This is a genomic window from Nakamurella antarctica (genome assembly GCF_003860405.1).
Classification (GTDB): domain Bacteria; phylum Actinomycetota; class Actinomycetes; order Mycobacteriales; family Nakamurellaceae; genus Nakamurella; species Nakamurella antarctica.
Genome location: NZ_CP034170.1, coordinates 2,198,761 through 2,215,539 on the forward strand (window position 1 = coordinate 2,198,761; position 16,779 = coordinate 2,215,539).

22 protein-coding genes and 1 pseudogene are annotated in these 16,779 nt (G+C 61.1%); 14 read left to right on the top strand and 9 right to left on the bottom strand.

What is annotated here, in order from left to right:
* Positions 1 to 12: 12 nt before the first annotated feature.
* The 3 genes and pseudogenes from EH165_RS16535 to EH165_RS09695 form a co-directional block, all read right to left on the bottom strand.
* Positions 13 to 1,469, bottom strand: a pseudogene (locus tag EH165_RS16535) (dihydrolipoyl dehydrogenase family protein).
* A complete protein-coding gene (locus EH165_RS09690; RefSeq protein WP_124799281.1) occupies positions 1,466 to 2,095 on the bottom strand; it encodes a class I SAM-dependent methyltransferase in 630 nt (209 codons plus the stop codon). The pseudogene EH165_RS16535 and the gene EH165_RS09690 overlap by 4 nt, the downstream one beginning before the upstream one ends.
* Before the next feature lie 89 nt (positions 2,096 to 2,184).
* Entirely contained in the window at positions 2,185 to 3,687 is a 1,503-nt protein-coding gene (locus EH165_RS09695; RefSeq protein WP_239020516.1) for a SulP family inorganic anion transporter, read from the bottom strand.
* A gap of 256 nt (positions 3,688 to 3,943) precedes the next feature.
* On the opposite strand from EH165_RS09695, the gene EH165_RS09700 reads away from it, so the two are divergent.
* Positions 3,944 to 4,558 carry a DNA-3-methyladenine glycosylase I gene (locus EH165_RS09700; protein WP_206425889.1) on the top strand — a complete coding sequence of 205 codons (615 nt, stop codon included), beginning with the start codon at positions 3,944 to 3,946 and terminating at the stop codon, positions 4,556 to 4,558.
* A gap of 150 nt (positions 4,559 to 4,708) precedes the next feature.
* Here the strand turns inward: EH165_RS09700 and EH165_RS09705 are convergent, their stop codons facing one another.
* Entirely contained in the window at positions 4,709 to 5,380 is a 672-nt protein-coding gene (locus EH165_RS09705) for a class I SAM-dependent methyltransferase (RefSeq protein ID WP_124799282.1), read from the bottom strand.
* A 59-nt stretch (positions 5,381 to 5,439) separates the two neighbouring features.
* A complete protein-coding gene (locus tag EH165_RS09710) occupies positions 5,440 to 6,498 on the bottom strand; it encodes an isopenicillin N synthase family dioxygenase (protein WP_124799283.1) in 1,059 nt (352 codons plus the stop codon).
* Between the two features lie 172 nt (positions 6,499 to 6,670).
* Here EH165_RS09710 and EH165_RS09715 point away from each other — a divergent pair, with 172 nt between their 5' ends.
* Complete coding sequence (locus tag EH165_RS09715) at positions 6,671 to 6,949, top strand: putative acetyltransferase (RefSeq protein WP_206425891.1); 279 nt, start codon at positions 6,671 to 6,673, stop codon at positions 6,947 to 6,949.
* Positions 6,950 to 6,962: 13 nt separating this feature from the next.
* On the opposite strand, the gene EH165_RS09720 is transcribed toward EH165_RS09715, so the two are convergent.
* From EH165_RS09720 to EH165_RS09735, 4 genes are read right to left on the bottom strand one after another with little or no spacing between them, the layout of a single operon-like run.
* Positions 6,963 to 7,385 carry a DUF6157 family protein gene (locus tag EH165_RS09720; protein WP_124799284.1) on the bottom strand — a complete coding sequence of 141 codons (423 nt, stop codon included), beginning with the start codon at positions 7,383 to 7,385 and terminating at the stop codon, positions 6,963 to 6,965.
* A 54-nt stretch (positions 7,386 to 7,439) separates the two neighbouring features.
* Positions 7,440 to 7,991: a hypothetical protein gene (locus tag EH165_RS09725; protein WP_124799285.1), complete on the bottom strand. Its 552-nt coding sequence runs from the start codon at positions 7,989 to 7,991 to the stop codon at positions 7,440 to 7,442.
* Positions 7,988 to 8,503: a TadE family protein gene (locus EH165_RS09730; RefSeq protein ID WP_164479179.1), complete on the bottom strand. Its 516-nt coding sequence runs from the start codon at positions 8,501 to 8,503 to the stop codon at positions 7,988 to 7,990. The genes EH165_RS09725 and EH165_RS09730 overlap by 4 nt, the downstream gene beginning before the upstream one ends.
* Positions 8,478 to 8,714 carry a hypothetical protein gene (locus EH165_RS09735; RefSeq protein WP_239020517.1) on the bottom strand — a complete coding sequence of 79 codons (237 nt, stop codon included), beginning with the start codon at positions 8,712 to 8,714 and terminating at the stop codon, positions 8,478 to 8,480. The genes EH165_RS09730 and EH165_RS09735 overlap by 26 nt, the downstream gene beginning before the upstream one ends.
* 143 nt (positions 8,715 to 8,857) lie before the next feature.
* Between EH165_RS09735 and EH165_RS09740 the strand changes: the two genes are divergently transcribed.
* The 12 genes from EH165_RS09740 (at position 8,858) to EH165_RS09795 (ending at position 16,735) form a co-directional block, all read left to right on the top strand.
* Positions 8,858 to 10,276, top strand: coding sequence for a recombinase family protein (locus EH165_RS09740; protein ID WP_124799287.1), 1,419 nt, complete (start codon positions 8,858 to 8,860; stop codon positions 10,274 to 10,276).
* Between the two features lie 489 nt (positions 10,277 to 10,765).
* Positions 10,766 to 10,993, top strand: coding sequence for a hypothetical protein (locus EH165_RS09745; RefSeq protein ID WP_206425893.1), 228 nt, complete (start codon positions 10,766 to 10,768; stop codon positions 10,991 to 10,993).
* The gene (locus EH165_RS09750; RefSeq protein WP_124799289.1) at positions 10,983 to 11,531 is read left to right on the top strand and encodes a hypothetical protein; all 549 of its coding nucleotides are present in this window, start codon (positions 10,983 to 10,985) and stop codon (positions 11,529 to 11,531) included. The genes EH165_RS09745 and EH165_RS09750 overlap by 11 nt, the downstream gene beginning before the upstream one ends.
* A complete protein-coding gene (locus EH165_RS09755; RefSeq protein ID WP_124799290.1) occupies positions 11,528 to 12,898 on the top strand; it encodes a DUF3631 domain-containing protein in 1,371 nt (456 codons plus the stop codon). The genes EH165_RS09750 and EH165_RS09755 overlap by 4 nt, the downstream gene beginning before the upstream one ends.
* Before the next feature lie 265 nt (positions 12,899 to 13,163).
* Entirely contained in the window at positions 13,164 to 13,385 is a 222-nt protein-coding gene (locus EH165_RS16855) for a WhiB family transcriptional regulator (RefSeq protein WP_422392149.1), read from the top strand.
* Positions 13,382 to 13,615 (top strand): hypothetical protein, encoded by a 234-nt coding sequence (locus EH165_RS09765; protein WP_124799292.1) that lies wholly within the window; start codon positions 13,382 to 13,384, stop codon positions 13,613 to 13,615. Before EH165_RS16855 ends, EH165_RS09765 begins: the two co-directional genes overlap by 4 nt.
* A complete protein-coding gene (locus EH165_RS09770) occupies positions 13,612 to 13,944 on the top strand; it encodes a hypothetical protein (RefSeq protein ID WP_124799293.1) in 333 nt (110 codons plus the stop codon). The genes EH165_RS09765 and EH165_RS09770 overlap by 4 nt, the downstream gene beginning before the upstream one ends.
* Positions 13,941 to 14,165, top strand: a complete 225-nt coding sequence (locus EH165_RS09775) for a hypothetical protein (protein WP_124799294.1) — start codon at positions 13,941 to 13,943, stop codon at positions 14,163 to 14,165. The genes EH165_RS09770 and EH165_RS09775 overlap by 4 nt, the downstream gene beginning before the upstream one ends.
* Position 14,166: 1 nt before the next feature.
* Positions 14,167 to 14,637 (top strand): hypothetical protein, encoded by a 471-nt coding sequence (locus EH165_RS09780; protein ID WP_124799295.1) that lies wholly within the window; start codon positions 14,167 to 14,169, stop codon positions 14,635 to 14,637.
* A gap of 217 nt (positions 14,638 to 14,854) precedes the next feature.
* Entirely contained in the window at positions 14,855 to 15,685 is an 831-nt protein-coding gene (locus EH165_RS09785; RefSeq protein ID WP_124799296.1) for a phage major capsid protein, read from the top strand.
* Between the two features lie 313 nt (positions 15,686 to 15,998).
* Complete coding sequence (locus tag EH165_RS09790; RefSeq protein ID WP_124799297.1) at positions 15,999 to 16,370, top strand: P27 family phage terminase small subunit; 372 nt, start codon at positions 15,999 to 16,001, stop codon at positions 16,368 to 16,370.
* A 2-nt stretch (positions 16,371 to 16,372) separates the two neighbouring features.
* Positions 16,373 to 16,735, top strand: a complete 363-nt coding sequence (locus EH165_RS09795) for a hypothetical protein (RefSeq protein ID WP_124799298.1) — start codon at positions 16,373 to 16,375, stop codon at positions 16,733 to 16,735.
* Positions 16,736 to 16,779: the final 44 nt, after the last annotated feature.

Genomic DNA, 16,779 nt, shown 5'->3' on the forward strand with positions numbered 1-16,779 from the left:
TGTGACGGCGCTCTAGCGGCGCCGCAACTGCACCAAGCGCCGGAGAAAAAACCGCGTCAACGGCTTCTTCAACCGCCCTTGGGCCAATGCCACTGCGGCGTTCCAGACCCCATCACCGTAGGTGGGATAGGCATGAATCGACCCCGCGATATCCGTGGCGGTGAGGCCCTTCTTAATAGCGAGGACCGCTTCGGCCAGCGACTCCCCCGCCCTCGGCCCGACGATGGTCGCGCCGATCACTTTCCCGCGGCGGCCAAGCACCAATCGCGAAAACCCCGCCATGTCCTGCTCTGCGACCGCGCGGTCCACGTCTGCGTGCCACAGGGTGTGGGACTGTTTTCCCGTGGCTGCGCCCACCGCCGCAACCTCCGGGCTGGTGAAAGTAACTCGCGGGATTGCGGTGAGATCCACCTTCCGGCGAAGCCCCAACACCGCATTGCTAGCGGCTATGGACCCGTGCATCCCTGCTACGTGGGTGAAAGGCGGGTAGCCGGTGAGATCCCCGGCTGCCCAAATCGCCGCATTGGTGGTCTGCAACGAGTTGCTGACCACCACGAATCCCCGCTGGTCGGTATCCACGCTAGCCGCTGCAAGGCCCAACGCGTCTGTGCGCGGAGCTCGACCCACAGCTACCAAGATCTGGTCGAAATTCACCGTGGAGCCATCGGAAAGCTCCGCGCGCCAGTTGCCTCCCGTTCCCAAGACGCGTTGCAGCCCAACATTTGTCCGTAGGGTGACGCCATCGCGCGTCAACGCTGCTGTGATGAGTTCGGCAGCATCGGTGTCCTCCCTTGCAAGCACAGTGGGGAGAGACTCGACGAGCGTCACGTTCGAGCCAAGGCGGGCAAAGGCCTGCCCGAGTTCGCAGCCGATACTGCCGCCGCCCAACACCAGCAACCGCGCGGGCAAGGTGTCGATGCGCCAGAGAGTTTCGCTCGTCAGCGGCGAGGCTGATTCGAGGCCCGGAATATTCGGCAGCACCGGATGGGCACCGGTGGCTATCAGCGCCCGGGTAAACGGAACTGATCGTCCGTTGATCGACACCGATTTCTCGCCATCAAACGTGGCGTCGCCGCGCACCACCCGGACTCCGGCCTTCCGCAGGGTCTCCGGCGAATCGTGGGGTTCGATGGAGCTGATCGATTGCCGGACGTGGGCCATCACCTCACCGAAATTGACATGTGCGGGCAGGACCTCAACGCCAAACTTCCCCGCCCCTCGGAGGTAGCCCGGCCGCTGACCTGAGCTGCAGCGGCAATCAACGCCTTACTCGGTACGCAGCCGGTCCACAGACAGTCACCGCCTGGGCGGTCCCGCTCGACCAACATCACCGTGGCGCCGAGGCTGGCTGCGGTACGCGCAGCGACCAAGCCCGCAGTTCCGCCCCCAATCACCACCAAGTCCCAGCCAGCCCGCGGCGGTGTGGGGTCGTCGGATTTCCAGTTCTGCGATGTCTGCGGTGCGGTCATGGCAAATCCTTTCCTATGGGGCCAACGGCAACTTGCACATGGCCGGCCCAAAACTGTTGCCGCGTGGAACCTGTCGTCTGCGGCAGGTAGAGCCAAGGCTTACGGTCTGGGTCCGCGCCGCCGAGCCAGCACGCTGCCCGGGCAAGAGGCCGGGCCAGAAGCGTGGTGGGGCGTCCGAGGTCGACTATCGCGGCCCTGCCGCCGAGACGCAACGCGGCAATCGCCTGCTGCCACGCCCTGAGCGGCTCGTCGATGATGGAAAGTGCATAGCTGCAAATAATCGCGTCATAAGGCGCAGGTGCCAACGCGCTCGCGCGGAGCACTGCCGCATCAGCGTGGATGAGTGTCACATGGTCTCCACGGCGATCCGCCGACCGTTGCGCGGTGGCGAGCATCTTCGCAGAACTATCCACTCCGACGATCAGCCCACTGGCACCGACCTTCGCACGCAAAAGCGGGAAGTTCAGACCTGTGCCGCAGGCCAGGTCCAGCACCCGGTCGCCCGGTCGTAGGTCGAGTAGCTCAATGGCAGCCATTCGCGGCGGGCGATACAACGGCCATTCGAGCGAGGCCACGTCGTACCACCGGGCCACTATGCCGTACCCGGTTGCACGATTTCCGCCCATCCACCAAGCATGCACTACTGCAGGGTTTCGTCCCGGACCCGGGTTAAGGATAAAAAAACTTGCCGGGATCTCCCTCCTTGTTTCCGGATCTAGCCTGCACCGCCGAGGTGACCGGTGAGTCGTTCATGTCGTTCTGCGCTATCAATATTGAGCCCGACAATCGTCACACGCTTGTGATGGCGTTCGAATTTGGCGGTGACGGCGTCCAAAGTAGCGATTGTCGAGGCATCCCATAGATGTGCACCCGACAGGTCGATCACGATCTGTTCGGCTAGGTCCGCATAGTCGAACTGGCTGTACAGGTCGTTTGAGGATGCGAAAAACAGCTCGCCCGTGACCTTATAAGTTCGGGTCTTCGCGTCAGCCGAAACCTCGCTGGTGAGATTCACCAAGTGCGCTACTCGCCTCGCGAACAGCATCAGAGCCACGATTACTCCAACAAAAACTCCATAGGCGAGGTTGGAGGTAATCACAGTGACGGCAACAGTCGCGAGCATCACCGCGTGCTCGCTTTTGGGCAGACGACGAATTGTGGTGGGTGCGATCGAGTGCCAGTCGAAGGTGGAGATGGACACCATCACCATCACCGCGACTAGGGCTGCCATCGGAATTTTGCCCACGATATCTCCGAGCGCCACCACCAAAATCAGTAAGAACACGCCCGCCAGAAAGGTGGACAGCCTTGTCCTGGCGCCAGATTTCACGTTGATCATGGTCTGCCCGATCATCGCGCATCCCCCCATTCCGCCGAAGAAGCCGGTGATAATGTTGGCGGCTCCCTGGCCCCAACTTTCGCGCCGCTTGCTGGAGCGCGTATCGGTTACATCATCGACCAGCTTGGCCGTCATCAGTGATTCGAGCAGACCCACCAGCGCTATCGCCAGCGCGAACGGCGCGATGATGGTGAGGGTTTCGAACGTGTACGGCACATCGGGCAGCAACAGGGTCGGCAGGCTGTCGGGCAGCGCCCCTTGATCGCCCACCGTTGGCACTCGGATGCCTGTAGTCGCGACCACAACCGTGATCCCAACAATGGCTACTAGCGGCGGGGGCACGACTCCGAACAAACGAGTCAGCACTCTCGGCGCGAGATAGATAATGACCAGTCCGGCGCCCACCAGCGGGTACACCAACCCGGGCACGTTAATGAGTTGGGGTAGTTGCGCCATAAAAATCAGGATCGCCAGTGCGTTCACGAATCCCACCATGACGCTGCGCGGGACGAACCGCATCAAGCTGGCGACTCCCAACACGCCAAGCACCACCTGAAAAATACCGCCGAGAATCACAGCAGCGACCAGATATCGGAGCCCGTGGCTAGCCACCAAGGGAGCAACGACAAGTGCGATAGCTCCGGTAGCTGCGGATATCATCGCGGGCCGACCGCCGAGGATGGAGATTGACACTGCCATCGTGAACGATGCGAACAAGCCAATGCGCGGATCGACCCCGGCGATGATAGAAAACGAAATCGCCTCTGGGATCAGCGCCAACGCCACCACGAGCCCGGCGAGCACCTCTGTGCGGAAAACCCTGGGGTGCAGCCAGCTCGGCCGCGACAAGGCATGTGTGATGAGGGAGATCTGAGGCAAGGGAATCCGTTCTGCCTGGCGCCGTAAGTGCCACACGTAATTGTTCGGCCACGTCGAAAGGAGCCAGCAAATCAGAGTTTGCTAGGGCTCTGGAAAACACGGCTCGTGACCTACCGTAGGCACCACACTGCGGCGAACGGAAATTCTGCGGTCGGCCGCTCGCTCCTGCGCTGTGCGCGGAGGAAGCGCGTAACCACTTTCGCTCTCAATGGGGATAACTGCCACGAGCGTCATCGCCGCCGTGCAGACTTAACCCGTGAAAGATACAGACGAGCTCGCCTTAAATGTCGTCCTTGGGTCCGATGGACTGGCACGGCCGGCTTGGGCATCACAGGACGAGTTGATGCGCACGTACTACGACACAGAATGGGGCATGCCAGTCCGCGACGAACAAGGGCTGTTCGAGCGAATCTGCCTCGAAGGTTTTCAAGCTGGGCTCTCGTGGTCAACCATCCTTCGTAAGAGGCCCGCGTTCAGGCTCGCCTTCTCAAACTTTGACCCTCCCGCAGTAGCCGATTTCACTGACGACGACGTGGCTCGGTTGATGGACGACCGCACGATTGTCCGCAACCGACCGAAGATCCTTGCCTGCATAGGCAACGCGAAAGCAACTCTGGCCCTGCGAAGCGAAGGCGGCTTGTCCAGCTTCGTGTGGGGCTACCAGCCCGACAACACTCCATCGCCGCGCACCATCGCAGACCTCGCCACCACGTCGGCAGAATCGACCGCGCTCGCGAAAGCCCTGCGCAAAAAGGGCTTCGCTTTCGTCGGACCGACCACCATGCACGCGCTGATGGAAGCAACTGGCATCATCGATACCCACCTGCTCGGCAGCCATCGGCGGGGCAGCTCCGGCGTGTGGCCCAGCTGATTTCGCCTGCCTGATATGGCCTGACTGGTATGGCCTGACTGCTAGGGCCTGAGCTGTGTCGCGCGAGCGCCGTGACCTGGATGCTGTCCAAAACGCTGGCCTTTCTGGCCCGCTACAACGCATGCTGGTACGGCGCCCCCGGCTGCCCCATTAGCGCTGGGGGACGGTGGCGATAAGGATGAACTCGTTATAGATAAACGCTTTCCCGGTAAAACGGGGAAACGGGAACGAATAGTGCTTGACCACATCCAGCCCCAAATCGTGTGACAACTGACGAAGCTCGTCGAAACCGGTGAACGCCACGTGGGTGGCATCCGAGGCGTACCCGCGCTCTTGGGGAGTGAAAAACACGACTCGCCCACCCGGTCGCAGCATCGGCAGATACGAGGACAGAATCTCGCGTGCCTCCGGCGGCTGGAGATGCTCGACCAAATGAGCGGCCAAGATGGAATCGAAACTGCCTGGCTTCGCCACGGCTGGGTCAGCAAAGAACTCGTCAACCGTGTAGGCCTCGCATCCCAGAGCACGCGCTGTTTGAACCGAGTACGGGTTGTGATCAACACCTACTGAACCAGCATCCAGCCGGCTCAAATTGCGGCCATTGCCGCAACCGACGTCAAGGGTCCGGCCCATTGCAAGCCTTCTGATGTGAAGCTGCCAGGGAAGCTGAACATTCAGCAGTTTCTTCCACCGCTTCCCCTGCAGAGCGTTCAGTCGGTCGGCATACGCGCGGTCTGCCGTTGCCGCGACACCCTCCGCGGGTTCCGGCCGCGAAGTAGGTGCAGGGATCGGAGTGGGTGTTGGTTCAGATGCATCTGGCATGAGGGTGATCATGCCAGCAGCGCTGGTGCTCTTCCTACTAAGGCTGGCGTGCAACGGGATCAGTTTTGCTTCGCCAAGAGATCCTGATGATGCGCGGCCGCGACGTTTGGATGGGCCCGCAGCCTAGATTTGAGGGCATTCTCACCGTAGGTTCCAAATATCGGGTTCGATGGATCGGTCGTAACGCCCGTGGCCCCCGCAGCGAGTTCCGGCGGCAGGTCAAGCTTCGGAATCGTCGCCTCTAGCGCTGGGTTGTAAAAGAACGGAACGGAAATTCGATCCTGATTTGCCACAGGTGAAATCACCCTGTGCACCGTTGCCTTGAGGTATCCATCGGTTGCAACTTCCAGCAACTCGCCGATATTGACCACGAACGCGCCCGGAATGGGAGGCGCATCGATCCACTCCCCATTCTTTTCGACCTGTAAACCGCCCTTACCCGGCTCAACGAGGAGAAGCGTCAGCACACCGGAATCCTTGTGCGCGCCCACTCCCTGGCTGGACTGCTCCGCTGGCCGAGGTGGGTACCGCACGATCTTGATCAACGTTGACGGACGCTCGGCGAAGGCGTCGTCGAACACGGACACGTCGGCTCCTAGCGATGCGGCCCACGCTTGCAACAACTTCAGACCAATTGCCGATAGCTTTTCGTGCCATTCTCCGATGATCGATTGGAGCTGTGGCAACGCAGCTGGCCATTGATTGGGCCCCTCCAGCCGTTGGTAGTCTGGGACCCCAGGACCAGCGGGGATAGCTGGCCGCTCCGGGCCGATGTCGATCTGCTCCCGCCAGTCCACTTGGCCCTGGGTCAGCTCGCCGCCCACACGGGTGTACCCGCGAAAATGCGGGCTGTAAACGTTCTCGATTGCCAGCTTGTCTGACTCGGGCAGCGCAAAGAATGCTCGCGCTGTACTGATCACCTCGTCGACGGTCTCCTCGTTGATACCGTGGCCGATCAGGTAGAAGAATCCAAATTCGTGAGTCGCTTGCCGAAGGTTCGAGCGGAATTCATCGGCAGCAGCAGTTCCGGCATCCAAGAGGGACATGTCGAGGATGGGTAACCTCGCAGGATTTCCGCCTAGCGCCGCGGATCCACTCGGGGGTGAAATCTGGTTCATCGTTTTGCCTCGCTCGAATAAAGAACGGCCTAGTTGATTCGCTGTGATGTTTGCTCGCAGACCACACTGCTGCGGTGCACGCCGGCTCAGCGTCAACTCAGGCTATCGAGTTCATGGTGTCCTGGACAGTGCTGGGTCTTGTATCGGGTGGCTATCGTTCTAGGCTGTTGTCATGGTCGGAGATTCACCCTTGACGAAAGTTCCTGCTGCTCAGGCATTTTCGCGGCTGTCCGTGCTGGGCGTCGGAGCCAGAGTCGTCATCAGGTATCGGATCGAGGGCGGGTTTACAGACGCTCTGGGCAACCTGACCGAGCTAGATGAGCGGTTTTGCACCGTTGCGACGAAGCGGGATGAGGTCCGGATCGACTTGAGCAGGGTGGTAGCTACGAAGGGAGTTCCGCCGCCACCAACTCCACGGTCGCGGCGGGAGGCACCGGATTCGGGTTCGTAGCGCGTCCCTGTTCTTATTTCGCGCGGCTGGATTTCATCGCTCGGGTAACCGTGACCACGTCTGCGCCCGACATGAAATGTAAATATTCGATCGAGTTCACGGGGTAGAGCGCCACTCGCCCCTGACTATCGGCGTGTACCCCCCACCCGTACCGTTTGCCAAGATCACTGGACCGCAAACACGCTCGCCCCTTCGCGAAGAATTCTGTACGCGCTGCTTCCCACGCTTCGGCGGCCAGCCCTTGCCTCATCGCCCAGACGCCGAACACCACATCGTCGCTCGTGAAGCGGTAGGGGTTGTCGACGATCATTGCGTAGGTCAGCTCGGCCACGCTGGGTGTCTTCCTCGGCGAGGGAACCAGACCGACAGAAGCCGTGCAATCATGCGCGACAGCAATGAACGTGTCGACATAGTTGGTGGTGTGCGCCCTGCCCATAGATCGGATGGTAGCGCGAGGTCGGCATTGGCAGCGCCCGATAGAACAAGCGCGTCACGGACCTTCCCGAAACTCGCCGACATGCAGGGTGTAGACACCAGTTACCGTGTTGCGTGAACAAGTCACAGAGGTCGGCACTCCTGGCAGCGTCACTATGGTGATGACACATACGTCATACACCGAGCCCGCCGTGAGGTCGGGGTTTCGGTCAGGCGCAGAGCCGCAGTCCGCCCCAGGTTCGACGAACCGCAGGCGTAGCCCATCCGGCGGGATGTTCTGGTCGCTGAGCGCTGTGATCGACACCAGGCTCGCTCGCTGCAGGCCGGTAGGAAGATCGGGCGCTGTGTCGATCACTTGAGCGGCGTCCCTGGCCGCCTGCGCTACGGCGAAGGTGCCCGCTTGCAAGCGGAGAACAGCAATCAACAGATAGATGACGGGAATCATCAGAACCACCGCCAACACGAGAACCTCAATCAGTGCGCGCCCGCTGTCGGGTTGACCACCCTGGCAGGCGGGTTCCTGGCAGGCGGGTTCCTGGCACGCGGCTGGGGAAGCCCCAGCGGAAATCACAGTGGCGCAGATTGGGCTATCTGCAAAGCTGCTCATCCCGGAATCTCAAGAGCAGAGTGACCAGTCACCGATATCTCGGGCATCAAGCCGTCAAGAACACCCACAATGCCCGGCGCTTGCATGGTGCATTCCACTCGCGCCATCAATCCGTCGTTAGAGATATTGCATCGCAGCGTGTCTCGGGTCGCGCCGGTAATCCCGCCACCGAGGGACGCTCCCACCGCCCCCGTCACGTTACTGACGTGACTGCCCGCCAATCCGGCCGAGTGCGCGGTTTCGACCGCCGCAGAGGTAAGAAGTGTGCGGCTGTAAGCCCACAAGCAGATCTGGACCAGACTGAGAAAGAGCAGCATCAAAACCACGATGACCAAAGCGAACTCGGCCACTGACGAACCTCTATCCACCGAACTTTGCTTGCTCGCAAGGTCCGCGCTGGAGGCTTCGTCGGTTGGATCCGTGACGCTGGCGGCATCAGTATCGATGGCGCCGTGACACTCTTTCCATCGCGAGTGAGCCTCGAAACTAGCCGGTGATGTTGGCAAATGCACTTCGCACAGCTTCTTCCACTGCCGGGCCGAACACGGCAAGGAGTCCAATCACCACGATCGACGTCATGACGGTGATCATGACCCAACCGGGCACGTCTCCGCGATCGACGTCGTCATTCCCGACGCACTTTTCCTTTTCCGCGGTCGCGACATGCTTGATGAGCAGCAAAGTCCGGACAAACCCGAGGGCAAAACGGTCTTTCAATGGCATGGTGCTTCTCCTTGGTGTGATGGTTGGATGCGGTTATCCAGCAATGGTGGTAATGGCAATCAGCCCGGGATACATGGCGAACAAGATGGTGGTGGGGAGAACGAGGAACACCACGGGTGTCAATAGTGATCTAAGGTGTCTTTATGACCGAGACCGTTAGAGGCGCGATCTACGCCCGAATCAGCAGTGACGCCGAAGGGTTCGGACTCGGTGTGCAACGACAGACCGACGACTGCAGGTCCGCTGCATTGAAGCGAGGCTGGAAAGTCGAAACCATCTACACCGACAACGATGTCAGCGCCACGCGGTCAAAGGTCCGCCCCGAGTATCAGCGGATGCTGGCCGATATTGCTGCAGGCCGCATCACCGGCGTGATCGTCTGGGACGTGGACCGGCTGACCCGCACACCGCGCGAGCTAGAGGACATAATCGACCTTGCCGACCGTCAGGGACTCTCGCTGGCGAGCGTAGGAGGAGAGATTGACCTATCGACGCCGCAGGGCAGGATGACCGCCCGAATCAAAGGCACCGTGGCAAGGCACGAGACAGAGCAGCAATCCCGACGACTACGGCGCAAGTTCCAAGAGAGAGCCGAAGCTGGGAAGCCACACAGCTTTGCCGCCTACGGTTACCGGCGTATCAACGAGTTTGACGACCGAGGACACCGCGTCAACACCCGCGACGAGCTAGACCAGGAGCAGGCCGCAATCGTCAGGCAGGCAGCACGGTTGCTACTCGCTGGGCAGTCGCTCCGCGCGGTGACGACAGAGCTAAACACGCAGGGTGCGTTATCGCCACGAGGTAAGCCGTGGGCAAGCGCAACGCTGAAACAGATCATGGTCCGAGATCGCAATGCTGGCCTACGCACTCACCGAGGCGAGATCATCGGCAAGGGACAGTGGCCGCCGATCTATGACGAAGGCACCCACGACCGGGTAGTCGCACTCCTGACCGACCCGAGCAGGCGCACGAATAAAGGCACCGCCCGCAAACATCTGCTCACCGGCCTGGCGCGTTGTGGTCTATGCGCCGGACCCATGGTCGTGAACATCGGCAGGGTGACAGCGGACGGCAGACAACCCTCCGCCTATACCTGCCAGCAATGCACCCGCATACGCCGCAAACAGTCCGCAGTCGATGAAGTAGTAGAAGGCGTGATGATCGCCCGACTGACTAAGCCCGATGCCCTGAGCGTCCTTGCGGCTGGAGATCCCGAGGAAGCCGAACGAGCCGCCGCTGAAATGGCCGCGCTGGGCGCAAGGCTGGAGCTGGCCGCCGACGAATATGCCGAAGGCAATCTGACCGGCCCACAGTTGAAACGAATCACCGCGAACCTACGCCCGAAGATTGAAGGGCTGAAGTCGGTTGTCAGTTCGCACTCCCCCGCGCCGGGATTGCTGGATCTCGTGGGAGACAAAGCACTAGAGCGCTGGCACCTTGCGCCGCTGGAGGTCAAGCGGACCGTAATCGACCTATTGGCGACTGTAACGATCATGCCGACGGGATCTGGCAAACGGTTCGACCCTGAGCTGATCAAAATCGAATGGAAAGCGAATGGTTAAGAGGCAGAAGGTCACCATCATCTGCAACGCCAAATCCCACGAAGGAAACGAAGTCTACGTGGACCGGCTCATGGTGACTCACTATGCGCCACGCCCGTGGGCCGGTGCCTTCGGTTCGCCGTACTCAGTACCGATGTATGGCGACACCACACACCTGGACGCCGCCGACCAAACACTCAGCGAGAGTCAGATATTCGGGAGCAGCGAGCGAGCACCCGATCAGGAGCTAAGTAAGCGAATCACGAGGAGGCGCACGACGTTTCGCTGCAAATTATGCGGATTGAACGTGCAAGTGAGGGAAGAAAAACTCGACAAACTGATGGCGAGTCTGGAAGCCCTAAAAATTGACACCGTGACCCTAACCACTCTTGCTGCTATCCTATGAAGCAGTGGGCGAGTAGTAGCGCCCACTCTGGCCTAAATCTTTAACTGGACTACTTCACTCAAGTCGGTCATCGCCGGCAGGTTCACCCTGCCCTGGAGACGATGATGACGACCGAATCCCCAAACTGGCGTTCGCTCCGCGCGAGCGTTGCATCTCTCACGAGATCTCGAAAGCCGGACGATCCCGCATTACTGGACGCCCGCCGCAACCTCCGCACCGAACGGCTTGCTGACTATATCCGCGAGACCGTAGACGCAGCACCACCTTTGACTCAGGATCAGCGCGACCGTCTGGCCGTCTTGCTCCGAGGCGGTGCATCTGATGCTTCCTGAAAACAGAAAAGGCACCCCGGCGAAGGGTGCCCAATCCGAAAACTTAGCTGACGAAGCCACTTTCAACGATAGCGATTATTTCGCGCTCGTGGCCGAGGCCGAGAAGGGTTACGTCCTCGCACTGTTCCAAGTGCCGATCTCGCAAGTCGTCAATCTGGCGACCATCCCGGAACCGGGATTCTTCCAAGACCCGTTATGCGGCATGGCTTATCTGGCAATTGTTTCGACGTTCGCCGCTGGAATCCAGCCCGATCTGGTGACCGTCGCTGAAACCATCCGCCGCGAGTCAATCGAGATCCCCGAAGTCCTACGGTCACGACTGATTCCCTGGATCGCTCATCTGGCCGTACACGCCCCGGTGCCGACGGCGTGCCAGTTCTACCGCGATCTGGTGAGGCATTACCGCCGAGCAGCAATGGTCACCGCTGCAGGCGAGCGACTGATCCGCGCAGCACGGACCCTAGCACCGGAGGATCTGCCAGTTGTATCGGAGATCGTCTCAACTGACTTACTGGCGATCTTTGCGGTGACGAAATGACCGGCAACTTTGCGCCGGATGCGCCGTCCGCGCCGGATGCGCCGGTTACTTTCCGACCCCCTAGTCAAACCGGCGCACCGCTCCTGGAGGAGGTTCGCCAGTGGTTCGCGACCTACATCTGCACCATGACCGAGGCCGACCTGGACCTGCTCACGTTATGGGCCGTGCACACTCACGTTGCGACCGAGACCTACACCACCCCAAGACTCCTGATCGACTCTCCGGTCCCTGGCTCCGGTAAGACGACCGTGCTGGAGCACCTGAGCCGCTTGTGTCTCAACGCGGTGCAAATGGCGTCGTTATCGTCGCCAGCGTTACTCGTTCGGATGCTCGACGTGGGAATGCGAACGATCCTTATTGACGAAGCCGACCGAAGCCTTAACCCGGCGAAGGAGGGTATCGCTGAGCTGTACGCGGTATTGAACACAGGTTACAAAAAAGGTGGATCAAGGCCGGTGCTTGTGCCCGTCAAAGGTGGCTCCTGGGAAGCGCAAGAAATGAGCACGTTCTCCCCCGTTGCCATGGCCGGCAACGCGCCACAGTTGCCAGACGACACCCGCGAGCGCGTGATCCGCGTCCTCCTCCTGCCCGACGTCCTGGGCGTCGTGCAGGAAAGCGACTGGGAACTTATCGACGACCCCGCGAAGGAACTAGGCGCACGAATAGTCGCCTGGACAGATGAGGTTCGAGACTTCATCCGAGCCAATAGGCCGCCGCTGCCCGAGATCGTCAAGGGCCGCGCCCGCGAGCGCTGGTCACCACTCATGCGGGTTGCTACCGCTGCAGGAGGCCGCTGGCCCGAGGCAGTGCGACAACTGGCAATCCACGATGTCGAACGAATCCAACTCGAACGGGAGGAGGGCATCGTGCAGGAAAAGCCCGCCATCGCCTTACTCCAACACACAATCAACATCTGGCCCGAGGAAAAGAACTTCATCTCCACCGCATCTTTGATCGACCGCCTGATCCAAAATCACCCGAAAACATGGGGAGCAGAATCCGCGTTCGGTAAGCCACTGACAGCGCAGCGGCTCGGCAAGATGCTCGTTACATCGTTCAACGTGCACTCAATCCGACCTGACCGGGAAGGCCCACGCGGATACTCCAAAGTGAGTTTCGAGAAGGTCTGGCGAGGTATGGGAATCACCCGCGCCGGTTCGGATGACCCTCTCAAAGTAACCGGCGCAAGTGGCGCGACCGGTGCAAGTGGCGCAGAAACAGCGCAACTGGAGATCCCCGACCCGTTAGTTATTCCTGAGCCGATCGCCGCGTTCGTGTGCACGATCTGTCGCTCCGAGACGGCGTTCACGCTGCAGAAAACCGATGCCGGTATGGCTTGCCGCAAGTGCCACGGAGCGAACCGGTGACCCGCCAGCGACCGACCGAGGCGACCCTAGTTAGCGCCATAAGCCCGACCGGCGAGGTCGCCTATTGCCGCTGGTTTATCCACCACGACGCCGCGTCCGCGAGAGCCGAGGAGCTAGCCCGCCGTGGGTTAGAAGTCTCGGTGAGCAGCACCGCCGCCGACTGGCGACCGGCGGTGACCCGGTGAGCTTCCCGGTCCCGATTAGGCCAACCGCCCGAGCTGCCTGGGCCGTGCTGCAGTCAGTGCTGGCCGACGTCGAATGGCGCGTGCCCTGCTCGGCTGATCCTTGCCAGTGGGATACCGACGGAGCGTCCGAGGAGCAGCGGGAAGTCGCCGCGTCCAAGTGCTGGCCGTGCCCCGCGATCACGCAATGCGGTGCGTTCGCTGGAGCCAACCGAGAAGTGCACGGCATCTGGGCAGGGCACGACAGAAGCAAATTACAGGGCCGCAAGGCCGCCAAAACTAAGCGCACCGAGGAGACGAAATGAGAAAAAGATCGACCCAACAAACCGCGCAAGTCCGGGTGATCGGACACCGCCACAAGTGGGCCGCGTTCGTTGCCGTGAGAGCTGGCGAGGAGGAGGTTCGCGTGCGATGGATTCACCGGCCAACTGACGATAGCTGGCGATGCGACGTGCACGGCGCATCCCGAGATCCGATCTGCCTGCACAGTTTCGCCGCGTCCGAAGCCGCAACCTATTCACTGGAGCTCAAATGACAGTCACCCCGAACTACATGCTCGTTGACGACGACGGCGCGCCGCTGGGCATGGTGGACCCCGAAGCGATCAGCACCGCTGGCGCTCGGCTCGCGTTCGAGTTCGCAAACGCTTGCGACGACCAGGACGCCCTCAACCAGATCACCGCCCGCTACATCACGGAAGCCGGACCCGCAGGTTTCGGATACGTCGCTACCGCCGCGCTGAGCATCATCACCACCGTCGTGCTGTCCGGCGTCCTGGCCGTCACCGACGCGCTCGGCACCGATATGCGGACCGGAATCAAAGCACTGGCCGAAGGCCGCGACCCGAACGAGGAGACCAAATGACAACCGACCCAAGCGACCCCGTTGCCGAGTTCCGCCGCCTAGTGGCCGGAAGGAAACTAACCGTCATCTTCCCCGGAGATCTGGTGGAGATAGACGGATTCCCGGACGGCATGACCGCAAACCGCGTCCTGGAGACCACCGCCGACGCCGACGGCAACTTACTGCCGATCTGGGAAGAAACCGAGAACTACATCAGCACCACACAAACCGAGGAGATCTGAAATGCCAGAGAACACCACCACCGAAATAGTCACCGCCGAAGTCGTCACCGAGCTACCGGAGCCGATCGAACAAGACCAGCTCGACACCGACGACCAGGACACCGACGCCGACACCGCGAAGGCAGGAGCCGAGGCCGCGAAGTATCGGGCACGCCTACGGGCCACCGAAGCGGAGCGCGACGGACTGGCAACCCGGTTGGAAGCGTTGCAGCGCAGCGAGATAACCCGGCTGGCCTCAAAGGAATTACTACAGGGCGAAGCGATCTGGGCAAGCGGTAAAACCGTGGCCGACCTGATCGACGACGACGGGAACATCGACCGCGAAAAGGTCAAGGCAGCCGCGACCGAAGCCGCCGAAAGGTTCGGACTCAAACCAGCCCTCACGTGGCCGAGGTCCGACCCATCACAAGGTGCGACGGGCAACCAGGTCGGCCGTGGCGAAAGTAGCTGGCAGAAGATCTTGGCGCAGTAGGCCCCAGAGTCAAACGATGGAGCAGGTTATCCGCAAGGACGACCTGCTCCATTGTCGTTTGCGATATGCTTGACCTGGTACGGATGCCGGATCTTGATGGTCCGCCCGTCCCACGAAGCCCCTGGAGGGCAACGCGTTCGGCCTGGAGCCGCCGCGAGGATAGTTCCCCAATTCCTCAAGGCGCGCAATGCCGCGCCGAGCACACACTGGAGTCACAATGACTTTGTACAGCCCCCAAGCAAACGGATCGTTTCTGCCCTTCGACGTCGGCGCACTGATCGTCCAGCCCGTCACCACCGAATCCATTGCCACCCGAATCTCCACAGTCGTCAAGACCGGCGCGCAGACGTTCCGAATCCCCATCGTGAGCGCCGACCCCACCGCAGCGTGGACCGCCGAAGGCGCCGAGATCGCCCCGTCAGATCCCACTCTCACCGAGCTGATCGTCACCCCGAAGAAGCTGGCCGGATTGACCGTCATCAGCAACGAGCTGGCCCACGACTCCAGCCCTGAAGCCGCGAAGGTCGTAGGCGACGGACTGGCCCGAGACCTGGCCCGCAAAATTGATGCCGCATTCTTCGCTGCCACCACCGTGAACGGTCCAAGTGGCGTCAAGTCCCTGACCACCACCGTCGTCAGTGCGGGTGGAAACTGGAGCAACGTAGACCCGTTCACCGAAGCGCAGTACGCCGCCGAAGGAGCTGGCACCACTATCACCGCATTCGTGGCGAATCCTGCCGACGCGTTGTTGCTGGCAAAGCTGAAGGCCGCGACCGCGAGCAACCTCAACTTGCTACAGCCCGACCCGACACAGGCCGGACGCCGCACCATCGGCGGCGTGCCGCTCTACATCAGCACCGCCGTCACCGTCGGCGAAGTCTGGGCAATCCCGCAAGACCGCGCATTCGTCGTGATCCGCGAGGACGCAACAGTCACGGCTGACAGCAGTGTGTTCTTCACGAGCGACCGCGTTGCCGTCCGAGCAACGTTGCGTGTTGGGTTCGCCTTCCCTCAACCGCTTGGCCTGGTGAAGATCACCAAGGTCTAGCCCTGACTATCTGACCGTGCGTCAAGCTCACCGCTGGCAGGAAGTATGGATGGCGAGTGGCCTAACCATGGAGCCGCAGTGACCCATCCAGCGCACCGAGGGCAGACCCGACTCAGAGACTTAGAGCGGGTCTGCCTGGTGCAGATCGTGGACCTTGGCAGCACCCTAGGCGAGGTTCGTTCGTGGCTTAGGGACGACCTGAGACCCCCCCACCCACGGGAGGTGACCGTGACCTGCGGCGACTCCACCCGCTGGTGAGCTGTCTCAGATCTTTGGCACTGCTCAGCACTCAATTTTCAACCTAGGAGACGACATGCAAACCCTTGCACCATCTGGTCTGGCCGCTCGAGGCCGGCAGTTCTGGGAGACCACAAACCAGTCCTACGACCTCACCGAATCCGAGCTGGCCCTGCTCACCGAGACGTGCAGAACGATGGACAACCTCGACGCCCTGGCCGCCGCGATCAAGTCCGAAGGCGCAATGACCGTTGGATCCACTGGGCAGCTAGTCGTCAATCCGGCGCTCACCGAAGCGCGTGGACAACGGCTGGCCCTGCACCGACTGATCGCTTCCCTGGCACTGCCTGACATCGACGGGGCGACCGTGAACAAGGCATCCAGCATCCGAGGCAAGACAGCCGCTAAGGCACGCTGGAATGGTCACGTCAAAGAGAGAGGCGCTTAGCTATGGCGCGACTACGCGAACCAGAGCAATCGACACCGACCGCCGAATCTGTCCCCGCAGCATTGAAAGATCCGATGGGATCGACCGTCTGGCGTCAAACCGCGACCTATGACCGTTGGTGCCGAAAGTATCTTGGCAAAACGATCAAGCTCCACTCCGAGGGCACTTACTGGCGCTACGACGCCGCTATGACCGAATGGTGCCGACAGAATGGCCTCATGTCCGAGCGCTTCCCGACGCATGTGGACTATCAACGCGCCAAAGACGCGGGTATCGGCAAGCTCGGAGCGCTACGCCGAAGCCAACTCAACTGTGAGGACGGCAATTCAGACGCGATCCGATTGGTCCGACCGCCGAAAATCTAACCCAGAACGCAGAACGGACCCCGACCGCGTGATGCAGTCAGGGT